Here is a 17,395-nt window from a genome sequence, read left to right on the forward strand (position 1 = left end):
GGGCGCCGACGGAGCCTCGAACGGCTTCGGGTTCGAGTCACGGGGCAGCTCTGCGCCGCATCCGAGGCAGAACTTGTAGTGGTCTTGATTGTCCTTCGTGCACTTGGGACAGGTGATCAAGAGACACGTCCTTTTGCGGCGGTGGAGCCCGGTTCGGCGATCATGTCCGAGCGGGGAGTATCTTGCACCCGGTCAACGTGGGTCAAGCTCGTCAAATTCGCAGCAGTTCCAAGCGGGTCCAGCTCACGGAGATACTTGGCCACACGCTTGGTCCGGAGCGCACGGAGGGAGGAGAGGGCCTCCTCGCGGGCAGCGAGGGAGAGCCCCCGCGCCTTCGTGACGACCTCGGTCGCGACGTCGACGTCGTGGAGCTCGCCGAGGCGCTTCTGGAACACGGTCGCGGGCTGGAGTTGCGCGCGCATGTCGATCGGGAGCGCCTCGGAGAGGAGCTCGATCGAGTAGCGGAGCTCCTTGTACGCGATGCGGAGGTCGTGCATTCCCGTCACGTCCGTCACCTCGACGTCGCGCTTGTCCTCGACCTTGCGCCGCGCGCGCTCGACCGTGCGCCGCGCGAAGCGTGAGAGCTCGACGTTCCGCTTCGGCTCCACCGGGAACACGAGGAGCGCCTTCAGCATGAGGCGCGCGCGCTCGAGGTCGCCGCGCTCGATGCGGGCGATCACGCTCCGCCGCAGCTTCTCCGCGCGGGGCTTGCGCCCCGTGAGCCAGGTGTCGAAGCCGTCCGCCTTCGCCGCGCCGGCGAGCGTCTCCTCGAGGACCTCTTCGTCGCGGAGCTCGCCCGTCGCGTCCATCACCTGCTTGAACGCGAGCCGGACGACGTCGGTGTGCCATCGCCCGAAGAGCTCGCGCGACATCTTCAAGAGCGTGCGGAGGCGCCGGATCGCGACGCGGAGGTCGTGCACCGCCTCGTCGTCGTCGAGCTCCGTGACGACGCGCGGCGCCGCTTCGCTCAGCGCGGCGTCGAGGTCGCGGAGCTTCATCACGACGTAGGGGGCGGCGAGCGGGGCGCCGTTCTCCGTGCGCGCCGTCATCGCCGCACCACCTTCACGATCGTCATCGGCTTGATCCCGCGGCGCTGCTTGAGCACGCGGCGCACGGCCTGCCGGACGACCTCGGCGCGCTCGTCGTCGGTGGCGTGCTCGAACGCGTTCGCGAGCGACGTCTTCACCTCCTCGAGCGCGGCGGCGTGGTCGGCCGGCGCGGCCTCGTCGTCCATCACGCCGCGCATCTCGAGGAGCACGTCGACCGCGCCGTCGCGATCGAAGGTGACGACGCAGAACGCGACCCCGGCCTCCGCGAGCCAGCCGCGGATCTTCAGCACCGAGGGCGCGACCTCGCGGCCCGCCCACTCGTAGACGCGCCCCGCCCCGATCGTCTCCCCGAGCATCACGCGCTCGGCGGTGACCTCGACGACGCGGCCGTTCTCCGCGACCGCGACGCTCGGCACGCCCATCTCGCGTGCGAGCTCGGCGTGGCGGGAGAGGTGATGGATCGTGCCGTGGACCGGGACGAAGCACCGCGGGCGCACGAGCTCGATCATCTTCCGCTGATCGGGCCGGTGCGCGTGCCCGCTCACGTGCACGCCGCGATCGAGCCGCGGCGTGATCACCTCGACGCCGCGCCGAATGAGCTGCCCGAGGATCGCGTAGACCTCGGGCTCGTTGCCTGGGATCGTCCGCGCCGACATGATCACGCGGTCGCCGGGCGCGACCTCGAACACGGGGTGATCGCCGCGCGCGAGCCGCGCGAGGGCGGCGCGCTCCTCTCCCTGCGTGCCGGTCGCGATCGCGAGGATCTCGCGCCGCGGCCGCTCGCGCACGAGCTCTTCGCGGAGGACGATGTCGTCGGGCCAGGGGAGGTACCCGGTCGATCGCGCGACGCGGGCGTGGGTGCCGACGCCGCGACCGAGGAGCGCGATCTTGCGCCCGGTGCTCGCCGCGATCTCGCCGAGCAGGCGGAGGCGGTGCACGTTCGACGCGAACATCGCGACGACGACGGCGCCGGGCGCGCTCCGGGCGAGGCGCTCGAGCGCGTGCCCGACGTCGGTCTCGCTCCCGGTGTCGCCCTCGACGTCCACGTTGGTGGAGTCGGACATGAGGAGCGTCACGCCCTCGTCCCCGAGCGCGGCGAAGCGCGCGGCGTCGAAGTGCTCTCCGTCGGGCGGCGTCGGATCGAGCTTGAAGTCTCCGGTGTGGATGACGGTCCCGACGTCGGTCCGGATCGCGAGCGCGGTCGCGTCCGCGATCGAGTGCGTGACGCGGATCGGCTCGACGTTGAACGATCCGACGTCGAACGCGCGCCCGGGTGCGGTCTCGATGAGCCGCGCGTGCTCCAGCACCTCGTGCTCGGCGAGCCGCTCCCGCACGAGGCCGAGCGCGTAGGGGGGGCCGTAGACCGGCACGTCGTGGCGTTTGAGGAGGTAGGGGAGGGCGCCGATATGGTCCTCGTGGCCGTGCGTGACGACGACGCCGGTGAGCGCGGCGCCGAGTCGATCGAGCGGCGCGAAGTCGGGGTGCACGACGTCGACCCCGAGCCCGCGGTCGTCGAACGTGACGCCGCAGTCGACGACGAGCGCCTGCCCGCGCTGCTCGAGCGCCATGCAGTTCATCCCGACCTCACCGAGGCCGCCGAGCGGGAGCACGCGCAGCACGCCCGCGATCCTACGCCGAAAACACGAAGCCCCGCGGCTCATGTGGCCGCGGGGCTCCGGGGATCCCTACGCGAGGGCGTTCAGGTCACTTCGGGCCGTCGTCGATGCACGTGTTGTTCTGGCCGCAGACAGAGCCTGGCGGGCACTGGCCGCAGTCGAGCGCGCCGCCGCAGCCGTCGCCGACGAAGCCGCACTGCGCGGCCGCCTCGGTGCACGTGCGCGGGGTGCAGGTCTGGACGCACGCGCCGTTCACGCACGACGACGTGCCGGGGCACGAGCCGCAGTTGGTGGTGAGCCCGCCGCAGCCGTTCGCGACCTGCCCGCAGACCGCGCCGAGCGAGGTGCAGGTGGAGGGCGCGCACGGGATCGTCCCGCACTTACCCGGCTGACCGCCAGCGCCGCACGCGGTGCCGGGCGGGCAGTCGCCGCAGTCGAGCAGCGCGCCGCAGGTGTTCGACGCCGGACCGCACTCGACGCCGAGCTGCTGGCACGTCCTCGGCGAGCACGTGTTGCCGACGCAGAGGTTCTCGCCGTTGCAGAAGTCGGTGCCGACGCAGTTCGGGCAGTCCGTGAAGCCGCCGCAGCCGTCGCCGACGCGACCGCACTGGGCGCCCATCTCGGCGCAGCCACGCGCCACGCAGCTGCCGCTGCCGCAGACGTTGGCCTGACCGCCGCCGCCGCAGTTCTGGCCGGTGGTGCAGTCGCCGCAGTGCCAGAAGCCGCTGCAGCCGTCGGGGACATCGCCGCAGTTCATGCCTGCGCAAGCGGTGGCCTGCGGGATGCGCGTGCAGACGCCGCACTGGTTCGGCTGGCCTGCGCCGCCGCAGAGCTGACCCGCGGGGCAGTCGCAGTCGAGGATACCGCCGCAGCCGTCACCCGTCTGGCCGCAGAAGCCGGCCGGACAGACGCGCGGGGTGCAGGACGGAGTACCGCAGACGTTGGCCTGGCCGCCACCACCGCAGGTGCCGGTGCCCGCCGGACAGGTGCAGTTGAGCGTGCCGCCACAGCCGTTCGGGATGCTGCCGCACTGGCCGGGCTGGCACGTGTTGGGCGTGCAGTTGATGGTCTGGCAGTAGCCGTTCACGCAGGACTGGCCGGTCGGGCAGGTACCGCAGCTCTGCGGCTGGCCAGCGCCGTTCTTGATGACGTCGCTGCAGCCGTCGGAGTACTGACCGCAGATCGCGCCGTTGTTCGGGCCGCCGTTCTGCGGGTAGCTCGCGCACGTGCGCGGGGTGCAGGTCTCCGGGGGCGGCGTGGTGTCGACGCACGACGTGAGGTCGAACAGCATGTACGCGAGGAGCTTCTCCTGGTCGGAGAGGGTCATCGTGTCGCTGCAATTGTTCGGGAAGCCGCTGTTGCCACCACCACTTCCGTTGCCGACCGAGTCGTCGCTGCCGCCCGTCACGTGGAGGTCGGACATGACGAAGCGACCACACTTCGCGTTGGCGGCGGCGTTGGTCGGCATGAGGAAGTCGGCGTATTGGACCGAGCCGGTGTTGTTCGGATTCCTCGTGACCAGGGAGGTGCCTGATACGAGGGGGAAGCCGATCGTGCTCGCGATGCCCGTGATGCTGAACTGACCCAAGGTGCCCGTGTTGTTACGTGCGGACTGGAGCCAGGCCGCGAGGTCGACACCCTTCGGGATCGTGGTGTTGACGTACACGGTGGCGGTGCCACTGGCGCCTACGTCGGTGAAGCTCGCGACCGTGGGCCACGGAGCCGGCCCGCTATGGAGCCAGCCGTGGTGCCAGTGCGACGCGAACACCTTTCCGCCGTGATCGACGTAGTCCTGCATGTCATCGGCATAGCCGGGGTACCGATGGCCGCTCTGGTCACCTTGTCCCGTGCAGGTCAGGATGACGCCGTCGTAGCCAGCCATGATCGCGGGGTTGGAGACCGTCGTGCTGCTGTTGCCGTAGAGGGTGGTCTCGTTGGCGAAGTTGCGCGTCGCGTCGTTGTTCGCGGTTCCGGTCACGTTGACGAAGCCATTTCGGAATCGGGACGTGCCGCCGTTCGCGCCGGCGAAGAGATGGATGCGGCCCGCCCCCGAGCTGAGCGTGAACTGGGTGTCGGAGATGCCGAGACGGCGGAGGAGGCACTGCATCGCGTCGGCGCCGCCGGTCGTGACCGCGAGCCTCGGGATGTTGTTGGACGGAACCCACGGGGCGCTGCCCGACTGCGTCGAGTTGAAGCTGGCTTGCGCCAGGCTGAGCGTGAGGTCGCCGCAGCGGTTCGGCGTTACGGTCTGGACCTTACGCCAGCGGCCCTTCTGGATGACGATGGTGATCGGCTGAGCAACGCCTGCGCCGTTCGTCGGGACGGGGACGTTGTTGAGGACGAAGTTGCCGGTCGTGCTCGTGTTCGTACGAATGAACGGATTGCCCGACGGGGGAGCGCACGTGTCGCACGAGCTGGTGCCGACGGGCACCGCAGCGAGTGTCCCGTTCGGGACGTAGACGAGCGCGTCGTGGATGGGGAGCGTCTGGTTCGGAGCGAACACACGGCCGAGGATGCGCGTCGTGTTCGGCGTGTTCGGGCCGCTGCAGTTCGTCGGTTGCGTACCGCAGTAGGTGCCGGTGCAGGGGATGCCGCCGCCGCACACGTTCGCGGTGCCGCCGCCGCCGCAGCTATCGCCGATGCGTCCGTCGTACGGGCAGGTGCCGCTGCCGACACCGCACTGGTGGCTGCCGCCGCAGCCGTCCGGAACGAAGCCGCACGTCTTGCCCGTGCATGCCGCTGCCTGAGTCAGCGGCGTGCACTGCGGCGTGCCGCACTTGCTGGGGGTGATCGCGCCGCAGCTCTCGCCCGCACCGCAGCCGAAGGTCGGCGCGGTGCCGCACGTGTACGTGCCGCCGCAGCCGTTCGCGAACACACCGCAGTCGCGGTTGCCCGCCGTGGTGACGCACGAGGACGCAGTGCGAGGAACGCACGGGCCGCCGCCGGGGCCGCCGTCGGCCGTCGGCACGCCGCCGCCGCAGACGTTCGGGACGCCGCCGCCGCCGCAGATCGCATCTCCGTCGCAGGCCGTGGCCGCGTCGTTCGGGTTGCAGTTGTACGTGCCGCCGCAACCGTCGCTGACCGGGCCGCAGTTCTTGTTCAAGCAGGCCTGCGCGCGCGACTGGCGCGTGCACGCCGGCGTCCCGCAGATGTTCGGCGTACCGCCGCCGCCGCAGATGTTGCCGTCGACGCAGCGCGAGAGACCGCAGTCGAAGACGCCGCCGCAGCCGTCCGCCACCTGTCCGCACTCGAGCGGGCCGCACGTCGACTTCGGGGTGCAGGCGTTGCCCGCATCATCGGTGAGGACGCCGCCGCCGCACTCGTTCGGGACGCCGCCGCCGCCGCAGACCTGCGGTGCGGTGCAGCTCCCGCAAGGTCCGATCACGCCACCGCAACCGTCCGGTTGCATACCGCAGGCGGTCGGCGGGTAGAACGCGCACGTCCGCGGGGTGCACTCGCCGCCACCCGGCGGTCCGCAGCGGCTCGGACCGCGGCCGCCGCAGAAGTGCGTCGGATCGGCGCACGTGCTCGGGAACGAAACGACGCCGCCGCAGCCGTCCGACTGATCGCCGCACCACGGATACCGCGCGTCGTCGAGGGGGAAGTCCGCCGCCGTCTTCCGAATGCACGTGCCGCCGTCGGGGCTCGTCGCGGTGATCGTCACGCACTGCGAGGGACGACCGGGGCCACCACACTGCTCGTCGGGCCCGCAGCCACCGCAGTTGAGCAGACCACCGCAACCATCGCCCGCCTGACCGCACGTGATGTTCTGGTCGGCGCACGACTGTGGCGTGCACGTGTTCGGGATGTTCACGATCGCGACGCACTTCGACGGCAGACCGTCGGCGCCGCAGCGCTTCGTCGGATCGTCGGAGCAGCCACCTTGCGCCGTCGTCTTGTTGCAGTCGATCTGACGCCCGCATCCGTCGCCGGCGAGACCGCACTCGAGGCCCTGCGCTTCACACGTGAGCGGCACGCACGACGGATCGACGTTGCCCGAGCTCGTCGTTGTTCCGCCATCGCCGCTGCTGGTTGTGCTGCTGCCGATACCGCCGCTGGCGATGCCGTTGCTGCCGCCGCTGGTACCATCCGAGGAGGTCCCGCCGCCGTCGCCGTCGGGGAAAGAAGAGCCGCTCTCCGAGCCGCATGCTGCGACGACAGCTACGACCGTGAGCGAGACAGCGAGCGCTCGTGCAATACGTGAAGAGAGCTGACTCATGCTCTCAGGGGAGCCGTGCGACGAGGCGAAGTCAACATTGCCGCTGCAGTCCGGGAATATTTTTTCGTGAGTGCTGGAGCGCACTTACGCGCCGTCGTCGGTCTGTATCGTGATAAGGTCGACAGCCGCGCATGTCTCCGCCGACTGCCTCGTCGCCGCCTCCGCGCGCGCCGGGCCTAGAAAATAAGCGTTTTCTCATTGTAACGGGGAAAGGGGGGGTCGGTAAGACGACGGTGTGCGCAGCGGAGGCGCTCGCGCTCGCAGCGAAGGGCAAACGGGTCCTCGTCTGCATGTGCAACGCGAAGGAACGGCTCTCGACGATGCTCGGATCCGAGCTCATCGGCTCGGACGTGGTGCCCGCAGCACAAAACGTCTGGGCTGTCAATATGGATCCGACGAAGGCGCTCGAGGAGTACGGCGCGATGATGTTGAAATCGCGTGCGCTCTACAAGCTTCTCTTCGACAACAAGTACGTTCGCACGTTTTTCAGGGCCGTTCCGGGGATGCAGGAGTGGACCATGCTCGGCAAGGCGTGGTGGCACACGACCGAGGTGCGTGAGGACGGGTCGCCTCGCTTCGACGTCGTGATCCTCGATGCGCCGGCGACGGGACACGGCCTCGACATGCTGCGCGTGCCGAAGGTGATCCTCGACGTCGTGCCGCCGGGGCTCCTTCGTCGCGACGCGGAGCGCGCGTGGCAGCTCTTTCAAGACCCCGCGAACTGCGCGGTCGTCCTCGTGACGTTGCCCGAAGAGATGCCGACGACGGAGACGATCGAGCTCGCGCGCGCGCTCGATCGCGAGCTCAATCTCCCGATCGGAAAGATCGTCGTGAACTGCGTGCTGCCGCCGCTCTTCTCGAAGGAGGAGCGAAGGGCGCTCGAAGCCGCCGACGCGAGCAGCAACGTCGCGATCGCCGCGGGCCGCAGCCGCGCGCTCCGCGAGGCGGTGCAGGCTCAAGCTCTCGCGCGCCTCGCGAAGGAGCTCCCGGTCTCACCGTCGTTCCTCCCGCAGCTCTTCACCGACGCCGCCCAACCCACCGCCATCCGCGACCTCGCCAAGCGCGTGGGCTAGGAGCAATGCCGTTCGTTGCGAGCGATCGGCGCGCGCCAAGCGGAGCACGCCCAAGCTCGTCGAACTGCGCGCCAAGCGATCCATCGGACGGCTAAGAGCTGCGCGGATGAACCGAGCGAGGAGCCGCGGCGCGATCACGCGAGGACTCGGAGAGCGTCTCGGAGCACAGACTCGATCGGCTGCGACCACACCGCGAACGGAAGCGCGGCGAGAGCGCGGTCGACGTCACGCGCGCGAAAGCCCAGCCCGACGAGCGCAGCATGCACGATCTGCCGCGGCGCGCGCGGCTCATCCACCGCGCCGTCTTGCGATCGCGGGTCTCGTACCTGCGCTCCCGCCTGCATCTGCGTCAGCGCTCCCGCCTGCATCTGCGTCAGCGCTCCCGCCTGCGTCTGCGTCTGCGCTTCCGTCTGCGTCTGCGTCTGCTCCTGCGCCGCCTGCTCCGCGGGGCAAGCGGTGATGCTCTGCGCCTGCGATGCGGCGTTCTCCGGCGCGGCGTACCCGCGCTGGTGCGGGTGAATCTTGTCTTCGATGTGCGCGCGGCCGAAGGTCTCTTCCGCCAAGAGGCGATTGTGGAGGCGGCACATGAGGCGCACGTTCTCCGCGTCGCCCCTCCCGCCGAGCGCGCGAGGGCGGCGATGATCGAGCTCGAGCCACTCGTGCGCCGGACACCGTTCGCCGTCGTCGCTCACGTAGGTGCACTGCCCGCCGTCGCGCTCGTGGACCTCGCGCAGCGTCTCACGGGTGACGTCGGCTGGATCGGCCGTGCCCTTGCTCGCGCGTGGACGCGCCACCTTTCCGAGCTTCTGCTTCTCGAGGTCCTCGAGCAGCGCGTCGAGCCCGCGCTCGATCACGACGGCGAGGTCGCCGTTCGGGTTCACGGGCCGCAGGAGGCCGCGGGCGCGTTCGAGCTTCGCGTGCTGCTCTGCGCTCACCGTGAGCATCACCTTGAACCGCGCCGGCGACAGCGGCGTGAGCTGCGCGCCGATCGGTGTCGATGGGCTCGAGCACGCGACGTTCGGAGCGCGCGTCGCGTCGCTCGCGCTCTGGAGCGACGTCTGCGCGGGGACCAGCGCGATGGAGTCCGGGACGTCGGGCTTCGGGGCCAGCGTCGCGATCAGGTGGTCGATCTGCGCGCGGGTCTTGCCGCTCGCGAAGGCGATGAGCTCGTCGACGTTCTGCGCGGTGAAGCATCCGCGGAGCTGATGCACGTTCGAGAGGTGCATGCGTCCTTCGGCGATCGCGTCGAGGAGCTGCGGGAACCTCCGCCCGAGCCGCGCGACGACGATGCGACGGCAAGCTTGATCGTCGCTCAGCCCGAGCTTCCGGATGCAGAAGTCGTGCAAGGAAGAGCACGCCATCCGCAAGTCGAGCCGGCGCTCCTCGACCTCGGCGAGGTACGCGAGCATCCGCGCGACGCACCGCCGCTCGTCGCCAAGGACGTTCTGCAGGAGGGAGAGGAGCTCTTCATCCGAGACGTTCGTCGTTCGCATGACGTGGTGTAGCACGCGGTTTTTCGGCCTCGTCAGCGCCTCACCAGCGAGCGATCGCGGAGCAAGCCACGATCGAAGTCGTCCGCGCGCCGTGAGCCTCATCACGCGCGCCCAGCACGCGGCGATCGACGAGAACGAGGGTGGATCGCTCGATCGACATCGCGTCCATCCGAAAACCGTCCAGGAGAATCCGCACGGCCTCCGCTCTTTTCTCCCACACCACACGTTGCTCAACGGTTCTGCACATCGCCTCGCCGTCGCCATCCCAACCCACCTCCTCGCCAAGGGTTCGCCTCGACCGAGCGAAGCCGACACTCAACCGCGGAATACGAGACAACGGCAGATTGACCGAATGGCCCCGGAGCGTCCCCACTGCCCGAGCATCGCGGGAGTCGCCAGCACGAGGAGGAGCGGGACCACCTCGATCGTCTCGCTCCGCTCGTGATCGCACGTGTTCGAGACGACGAGCCAGTGGTCATACTCGTCCTCGTACGCGACGGCTTCGCCGTGCTCGTCGAGCATCGGCAGCGGAGCGTGATGACATCACCTTGGCAGACGAGAGGATCCTCGTGCTTGCCGTGGAGGTAGGTTCCAAGCCACGGTGCCAGCACGGACCGCGCGCCGCCCACCAGCTCGATTCTGCGCACGAGCCGCCCCCTCATCCGTTGATGCATCGGTCGTGAGGATGCCTCCTCGATAGCTCGTCAGGACTTCATGCTGCGTCGGCCTGGAGCTGCTTGCGGTTCTTGATCAGGCGCAGTAGCTCGCGCACGTCGCTGGGGCGGACCACGCGGGTGGCGAGCGCGAGGGTGGCGTAGAGGACGGCGTCGATCGCGAGGCGGGCGGGGCCGAGGGGCGCGAGCGCGACGTGGGCGGCGACGACCGCGCAGCAGATGCCCAGGGACTTCGCGATCGCCGCGAGCGCGCGGCCGTCGACGGCGCGCTTGCCCATGATGGCCAGGAAGACCACCGCGTTCACGAGCTCGCGCGCCGAGAGCGCCATCGCGACGCCCATGCCTGTCTTGCCGTCGCCGAGGTCTCGGGTCAGCGGCACCGCGACGAGGATGAAGATCGGGAGGAGCGCGGTGCCGACGATCGAGACGATCGTGATCGTCCAGGAGCGCTTCATGATCATGAGCGCGAGCCAGAGCAAGCTGTTCACGTACGAGAGGACGAAGGTCGGCGCGAGCCACTCGAGGCTGTCGCTCGCGGGCAGGAAGCGCTCGCGGAGCACGAGGCCGATCGCGAAGCGCGCGCCGAGCGCGAGCAGCAGCGTGAACGGGATCGACACGACGCAGACGCCCTCCATCCCGCGCCGCACGAGGTCGTAGAAGCGTCGCTCGTCGTGGTGCATCGCGCGGCTCATCATCGGGACGAGCACGCCGGTGAGCACCGGCATCATCAGCGCCGAGAGCCGCGCGATCTCGCGCGCGGCGCTGTACCAGCCGACCTCCTCCGACGTGTCCGGGACCAGCTCGCGCAGCAGCACCACGTCGAAGCTCGCCCCGATGTACACCGCCGCGATCGCGAGGAAGAACGGGAGCGAGGCGCGCAGCACCTTCTTCGTCTCCCCGAGATCGACGCGGAGCTCGAGGCCGATCGCCGCGCGCGTCGCGGCGTAGAGGAAGGCCGCCTTCAGCGCCTCCGCGAGGAGCATCGGCACCGGCAGCACCCAGAACGGCGCGCCGAGGAGCACCGCGCCGAGGATGCCGCCGCCCCAGACGAGCTTCGCGACGACGTTCGCGACCGCGAGGCGGCCCACCGTCGAGGCCGCCTGCAGCATCTGCTGGAACGTCAGGTTCATCACGATGAAGACCTGCGTGAAGCCGAACAGGACCGCCGCCACCTTCTCCTCGTGGAGGCGGTGCCCGAGGTGCCACCAGCCGAACGCGAAGAGCGGCACCATCAGGAGCACGCGCGCGAGGGCGACGCCGCCGAAGAAGTCGCTCGCGTGCTTCGGCCGCACCGGGATCTCGCGCGAGATGTAGGTGTCGACGCCGAAATGCAGGAACACCGCGAGCGTCGCGGCGTATTCGAAGCCGTAGCGGTACCAGCCGAGCGCGAGCGGGCCGAGGTAGCGGGGCAGCTTGAACGTGATGACCAGCGCGATGCCCCACGTCAGCGCGAGCGAAGTCGCGAGCTTCAGCGCGTTCCGGAAGGCCGTCGCGCCTTCCTTGCGGAGAGAGAATCCCGCCGGCGCCGAATCAGCCATGGCCGATCCTAACCCGAGTCGCGTACCATTCCGTCGCGCGAGAGCTCGCGCGAGAGCACGCGAGAGCGCGGGAGATGGAAATGAAGGAGAAGATTCGCGAGATCCTCCGCCAGCACGGCAAGCTGAGCGCCGACGTCGCGTCGCTGCCGGACACGGGCGATCTCTACGAAGCGGGCATGACCTCGCACGCGAGCGTCAACGTGATGCTCGCCCTCGAAGGCGAGTTCGACATCGAGTTCCCGGACCGCATGCTCAAGCGCTCCGTCTTCCAGAGCATCGCGAACATCAGCGCCGCGCTCGAGGAGCTCACGGCGGGCTGACTCACGTGGGGAGGGCAGCGCTCGAGGAGTGGGCCCTGGCGTCGGGGGAGACGCCGGGCGCTTATCAGCCGATCCCTGGTCCGATGACCGTCGCCGCCGCGCTCCGCGCGAGCGGCGAGTGGACCCTCGAGCACCGGCGCTCGTTCGACGACGAGACCTGGTGGTACCGCGCCCGGCTGCCCGACGTCGCGGAGGGCGATCGCCTCCACCTCGAGGGCCTCGCCACCCTCGCCGAGGTCTTCGTCGACGGGCGGTCGGTGCTGCTCTCCGACAACATGTATCATGCACACGTCGTCGATCTCCCCGCCGGCGCGCGCGTCCTCACGATCCGGTTCGCCCCGCTCGCGGCCGCGCTCGCGCAGAAGCGCCCGCGCCCGCGCTGGAAGACGCGGCTCACGTCGCACCAGCAGCTCCGCTGGATCCGCACGTCGCTCGTCGGTCGCATGCCGGGGTGGTCGCCGCCGGTGGCGCCGGTCGGCCCGTGGCGCGACGTCTGGGTCGAGCGCCGCTCGCGCCGCGCCCCCGAGCCGCTCCGGCTCGATCGCGACACCGAGCACGACTTCGCGGAGGCGTCCCTCACCGAGCCGGACCTCTCCTCGGGGAGCATCTCGCTCACCACCGGCGAGCTCCCCGCCGTGCGCGAGGCCGCGAGCGACGCGCTCACGCGGCGCCTCGCGCCCGGCGAGCTCACGAGCGCGCTCGCGCAGCCGGCGAGCCCGCACCGCGTCCAGCTCCGCGTGCGCCTCGCGAGCACCTCGGAGCTCGAGCTCGCGAACGCGGCGGTGCAGACCGGCTTCGTCGACGTCGACGCCGACCTCTCCGCGCGCTTGCCCTTCGAGCGCGCGACGCTCGTCGTCGGCGACGTGCGCGCGCGGCTCCAGGTGGAAGACGGGCACGTGCGCGGCCGCGTCGAGCTGCCCGACGTCGACTGCTGGTGGCCCCACACCCACGGCCGCCCCGCGCGCTACGCGGCGCGCCTCGAGATCGACGACGAGGTCATCGACCTCGGCAAGGTCGCGTTCCGCACCGTCGCGCTCGACGTCGCCGACAAGCGCTTCACGCTCTCCGTGAACGGCGTCCCCGTCTTCTGCCGCGGCGCGTGCTGGACCACGCTCGACGTCGCGACGCTCCGGAGCGCGCCGGAGGAGTACCGCCGCGTCCTCGCCACCGTGCGCGACGCGGGGATGAACATGCTCCGCGTCTGTGGCCCGCTCTTCTACGAAGACGACGCGTTCTACGAGACCTGCGACGAGCTCGGCATCCTCGTGTGGCAGGACTTCATGTTCGCGAACATGGACTACCCCGACGACGAGGCGTTTCGCGCGAGCGTGGAGCGGGAGGCGCGGCAGCTCGTGCAGCGCCTCCGCGCGCGGGCGTGCGTCGCGCTCTTCTGCGGCGGGAGCGAGGTCGAGCAGCAGGCGGCGATGTTCGGCGCGCCGCGCGAGATCTGGCGGAGCACGCTGTTCTCCGAGCTCCTCCCGCGCGTCGTGAGCGAGGAGCGCCCCGACGTCCCGTACTGGCCGTCGTCGCCCGCCGGCGGCGCGCTCCCGTTCCACGTCGACGAAGGCGCGGCGCACTACTACGGCGTCGGCGCGTACCTCCGTCCCTTCGACGACGCGCGGCGCTCCGGCGTGAAGTTCGCGTCGGAGTGCCTCGCGTTCGCGAACGTCCCCGAGGACGACCTCCTCGCGTCGCTCCTGCGCGACGGCGAGGCGCCGATCGTGAGCCAGCGCTGGCGCGAGCGCACGTGCAAGGACAACGGCGCGGGCTGGGACTTCGACGACGTCCGCGATCACTACGTCGCGCGGCTCTTCGGCGTCGACCCCGCGCGCGTCCGCTACGAGGACATGGAGCGCTACCTCGCCCTCTCGCGCGTCGCGAGCGGCGAGTCGATGGCGCGCGCGCTCGCCGAGTGGCGCCGCCCGGGATCGACGTGCATGGGCGCGCTCGTCTGGTTCCTCCAGGACCTCTGGCCCGGCGCGGGGTGGGGCGTGCTCGACGCGCGCGGCGAGCCGAAGTCGGTCTACTGGTACCTGAAGCGCGCCTTCGCTCCGCGCGCGCTGTTCGTCACCGACGAAGGGCTGAACGGGCTCCACCTCCACGTCGTCAACGACGGAGAGGCGGAGCTCCGCGCGCGCCTCTCCCTCGCGCTCTACCGCGACGGCGAGACGCGCACCGCCGACGGCGCGCAGGAGATCGTCGTCGCGCCGCGATCGAGCGTCACCGTCCTCGGCGACGCGCTCCTCCCGACCTTCCACGACACGACCCATGCATACCGCTTCGGTCCGCCGGGGCACGACGTCGCGATCGCGACGCTCGCGGACGACACGGCCGTGCTCGCGGAGGTCGCCTCGCTCGTCGACTTCGCAAAGCCTCCGCCGTGCGCCGGCCTCGAAGGTACGCTGAGCGAGACGCACGTGACGGTGACGACCCGCCGCTTCGCCCAGGCCGTGAAGATCGCCGTGCCCGGGCACGTCGCGGAGGACAGCTACTTCGATCTCGCGCCCGGCCGCACGCGCACGATCGCGCTCCGTCCGATCCCCGGCGCGAAGAAGCGCGCTACCCTCACCGGCGAGCTCTCCGCCCTGAACCTGCGCGGGACCGTCAGCCTCAAATGAGCCGGTTCGAGAAGCGCACGAGCGGGCCGATCATCTTCGGGGACCCGGACGCGCAGCTCTTCGGCTGGTACCACGCCCCCGCGAAGCCGGCGAAGGTCGCGGGCGTCGTCCTCTGCAACCCGTTCGGCTACGAGGCGATGTGCCTCCACCGCGTGTACCGCACGCTCGCGGAGCGCCTCGCCGCGTCGGGCATCGCCGCGCTCCGCTTCGACTACCACGGCACCGGCGACTCGGCGGGGAGCGATCACGATCCCGATCGCGTCGCCTCGTGGCGTCGCAGCGCGGGCGCCGCGATCGACGAGCTCCGCCGCCGCGCGGGCGTCCGCGACGTCAGTCTCTTCGGCATCCGCTGGGGCGCGACGATGGCGTACCTCACCGCGCTCGATCGCGGCGACGTCGCGAGCCTCGTCTTGTGGAGCCCGTACCTCACCGGGCGCGCCTTCTTGCGCGAGATGCGGATGATGCAGACGGCGGGCGCGGAGCAAGCGTTCGCGTCGGGCGAGGACCGCGGGGTGTCGCCGCTCGTGAAGGAGTCGCCGCGGAACCTGCGCGCGCTGCCCGACGAGCCGCCGGACGAAGAGGCGGTCGGTTACCTCCTCTCGACCGGCACGGTGACCGAGCTCGGCAAAATAGACCTCCGCGCGAAGAAGGAGTCGCCCGCGGCGCGCGTGCTCCTCCTCGGCCGCGACGACTTCCCCGACGACGGGCGTCTCACGAAGCACCTCCACGCGATGGGCAGCGACGTGACCGATCTCACCTCCGTCCCCGGCTACGCCGCGATGATGCAGGACGCCTACCTCTCGAAGGTGCCGCGCGAGGCCTTCGATCAGGTCGTCGCGTGGCTCGGCCGCGTCGTCCACACCGAATACGAGGAAGAAGAAGAGGAGGAGCGCGCGACGCTCCTCGACCTCACGCGCGAAGGCCCGCACCTCGTCGCCGACAGCGTCGCGCGCGAGGAGGCGATCATGTTCGGCCCGACCGGCAAGCTGATCGGCGTCCTCTGCGAGCCCGCCGCGCGCGGGCCGGCGCGCACGCGCGACGCGGTGCTCTTCCTCAACGTCGGGTCGAACCACCGCGTCGGCTCGAACCGGATGTACGTGAAGATGGCGCGCACCTTCGCCGCGCGCGGCGTGACGACGTTCCGCTTCGACGTCTCCGGCATCGGCGACAGCGCCGCGAGCGCCGACTTCGAGAACCGCCTCTACGCGCCGGAGGCGGTCGCCGACACGCAGGAGGCGATGACGAAGCTCACCTCCCTCCGCGAGGTCGAGCGCTTCTACCTCGTCGGCCTCTGCTCCGGCTCGTACCTCGCGTACAAGACCGCGGTCGTCGATCCGCGCGTCGCGGGGCAGATCCTCGTCAACACGCAGACCTTCGACTGGAAGCCGGGCGACACGCTCGAGGTCTCGATCCGCAAGAACTACCGCTCGACGCGCTTCTACACGCAGGAGATGTGGAACCCCCAGACGTGGAAGCGCGTCATCCGCGGCGAGGTCAACGCGCGCGGCATCGCGAGCACGCTCGCGGAGCGCGCGGTCGCGCGGGCGGTGAAGGGCGCGAAGGGGACGATCGCGCGCGTGCGGACCGGGCGGCTCGAGGTCGACGACGTCGTCGCCGACTTCAAGACGATCCTGAAGCGCGGGACCGAGACGTTGATGATCTTCGGCGCGAACGACGGCGGGCTCGATCTCATGGAGTCCCACTTCGGATCGGGCGCGAAGAAGCTCGCGAGCTACCGCGGCTTCCACCTCGAGATCATCGAGGGCTCCGATCACACCTTCACGCCGCTCTGGTCGCAGACGTGGCTCGAGAAGCTCGTCGTCTCGTCGATCGAGCGCTGGCGCGGACAGCCGTCGTGAAGCGTCGCGCCGTCGTCGTCGCCGCCGCGCTCCTCGGCGCGTGCTCCGTGCTCACGGACCTCGACGGCTTCACCGGCGGCGGGAGCGCGTCGCCGGACGGCGCACCTCCTTCGACCGACGTCGACGCCGGCGCGCCGGTCGGCGACGCGGGCGCGCCGCTCGAGGCGAGCGTGATCCCGGGCGTCGACGCCGGCTTCGACGCGGCGACGTTCACGTGCCCCACCGCCGCGATCGCGATCTGCGAGACGTTCGATCGCGACGCGGAGGAAGGCGGCTGGTCCGTCACCGCGCAAGGCGGCGCGGCGATCGGGCGCAAGGACTTCCTCGGTCAACCCGCGCTCGTCACGAGCGTCCCCGCCAAGGAGTCAGGCAACCCACCGGTTGCCTTTTGGCACCGGAGCTTCGAGCGCACCGTCTCCAAGCTCTCGTTCGACGCCGACATGGCCTACGACAACCGAACGGCGGCCTCGCCCGAGTACCACGTTTTGTTTCAGGTGCGTCTCCAGCACGGCGAGAGCTTCAACCTGCTCTACGTCACCGTCCCGAGCGATGGGAATGGATTTGCGCTTCAAGAGTTCAAACCGACGCCAGGCCAGCTCGACTACCGCGTGATCGACATCCCGCCCGGAGGCGTTCGTCACGTCCACTGGGACGTCGAGATCGGGGGTCGAACGCACTTCGACATCGACGGCAAGCAGGTCGTCGACATCGCGACGCCGCCCTACGTTTCTGCGGGTCAGCCGACGGTCCTCCTCGGCGTCGTCCTCTCCGAGGTGCCCACGACGCCGATCGAGCTCGCGCTCGACAACGTCGTCTTCCTCGCGGACTGAGCTCCCGAGTGGGGCGGGATCCAGTAGGTAAACATGCTACTTGTATTCGGGATCCACCCTTGTCGGAGAGTCTCCTCATGCCACGCTAGCGGCATGCGCTCCTTCG

The 17,395-nt window shown here is 70.2% G+C and carries 11 protein-coding genes; 5 read left to right on the top strand and 6 right to left on the bottom strand.

From position 1 onward, the window contains the following. Positions 1-116 precede the first annotated feature (116 nt). Genes KF837_27805 through KF837_27815 form a run of 3 tightly spaced genes read right to left on the bottom strand, consistent with a single transcriptional unit; the run spans position 117 to position 6,884 of the window. A complete protein-coding gene (locus KF837_27805; GenBank protein ID MBX3231159.1) occupies positions 117-1,049 on the bottom strand; it encodes a CHAD domain-containing protein in 933 nt (310 codons plus the stop codon). After that, positions 1,046-2,710, bottom strand: a complete 1,665-nt coding sequence (locus KF837_27810; protein ID MBX3231160.1) for a ribonuclease J — start codon at positions 2,708-2,710, stop codon at positions 1,046-1,048. The genes KF837_27805 and KF837_27810 overlap by 4 nt, the downstream gene beginning before the upstream one ends. A gap of 43 nt (positions 2,711-2,753) precedes the next feature. Next, positions 2,754-6,884, bottom strand: coding sequence for a hypothetical protein (locus tag KF837_27815; GenBank protein ID MBX3231161.1), 4,131 nt, complete (start codon positions 6,882-6,884; stop codon positions 2,754-2,756). A gap of 131 nt (positions 6,885-7,015) precedes the next feature. Here KF837_27815 and KF837_27820 point away from each other — a divergent pair, with 131 nt between their 5' ends. Next, positions 7,016-7,957 carry an ArsA family ATPase gene (locus KF837_27820; protein MBX3231162.1) on the top strand — a complete coding sequence of 314 codons (942 nt, stop codon included), beginning with the start codon at positions 7,016-7,018 and terminating at the stop codon, positions 7,955-7,957. A 134-nt stretch (positions 7,958-8,091) separates the two neighbouring features. Here the strand turns inward: KF837_27820 and KF837_27825 are convergent, their stop codons facing one another. The 3 genes from KF837_27825 to KF837_27835 all read right to left on the bottom strand — a co-directional run bounded on the left by KF837_27825 (position 8,092) and on the right by KF837_27835 (position 11,662). Then, a complete protein-coding gene (locus KF837_27825) occupies positions 8,092-9,450 on the bottom strand; it encodes a hypothetical protein (GenBank protein MBX3231163.1) in 1,359 nt (452 codons plus the stop codon). 315 nt (positions 9,451-9,765) lie between these two features. Next, the gene (locus KF837_27830) at positions 9,766-9,972 is read right to left on the bottom strand and encodes a hypothetical protein (GenBank protein MBX3231164.1); all 207 of its coding nucleotides are present in this window, start codon (positions 9,970-9,972) and stop codon (positions 9,766-9,768) included. Positions 9,973-10,162: 190 nt separating this feature from the next. After that, on the bottom strand, positions 10,163-11,662 hold the full coding sequence (locus KF837_27835) for an oligosaccharide flippase family protein (GenBank protein MBX3231165.1): 1,500 nt from the start codon (positions 11,660-11,662) through the stop codon (positions 10,163-10,165). 80 nt (positions 11,663-11,742) lie between these two features. On the opposite strand from KF837_27835, the gene KF837_27840 reads away from it, so the two are divergent. From KF837_27840 to KF837_27855, 4 genes are all read left to right on the top strand, one after another. Next, positions 11,743-11,982 (top strand): acyl carrier protein, encoded by a 240-nt coding sequence (locus KF837_27840; GenBank protein ID MBX3231166.1) that lies wholly within the window; start codon positions 11,743-11,745, stop codon positions 11,980-11,982. Positions 11,983-12,065: 83 nt separating this feature from the next. Then, positions 12,066-14,600 (top strand): glycoside hydrolase family 2 protein, encoded by a 2,535-nt coding sequence (locus KF837_27845; protein MBX3231167.1) that lies wholly within the window; start codon positions 12,066-12,068, stop codon positions 14,598-14,600. Beyond that, positions 14,597-16,459 (top strand): alpha/beta hydrolase, encoded by a 1,863-nt coding sequence (locus KF837_27850; GenBank protein ID MBX3231168.1) that lies wholly within the window; start codon positions 14,597-14,599, stop codon positions 16,457-16,459. Before KF837_27845 ends, KF837_27850 begins: the two co-directional genes overlap by 4 nt. Further along, positions 16,456-17,289 (top strand): hypothetical protein, encoded by an 834-nt coding sequence (locus KF837_27855; GenBank protein ID MBX3231169.1) that lies wholly within the window; start codon positions 16,456-16,458, stop codon positions 17,287-17,289. The genes KF837_27850 and KF837_27855 overlap by 4 nt, the downstream gene beginning before the upstream one ends. Positions 17,290-17,395 lie beyond the last annotated feature (106 nt).

It is taken from the genome of Labilithrix sp. (assembly GCA_019637155.1).
Classification (GTDB): Bacteria; Myxococcota_A; Polyangia; order Polyangiales; family Polyangiaceae; genus Labilithrix.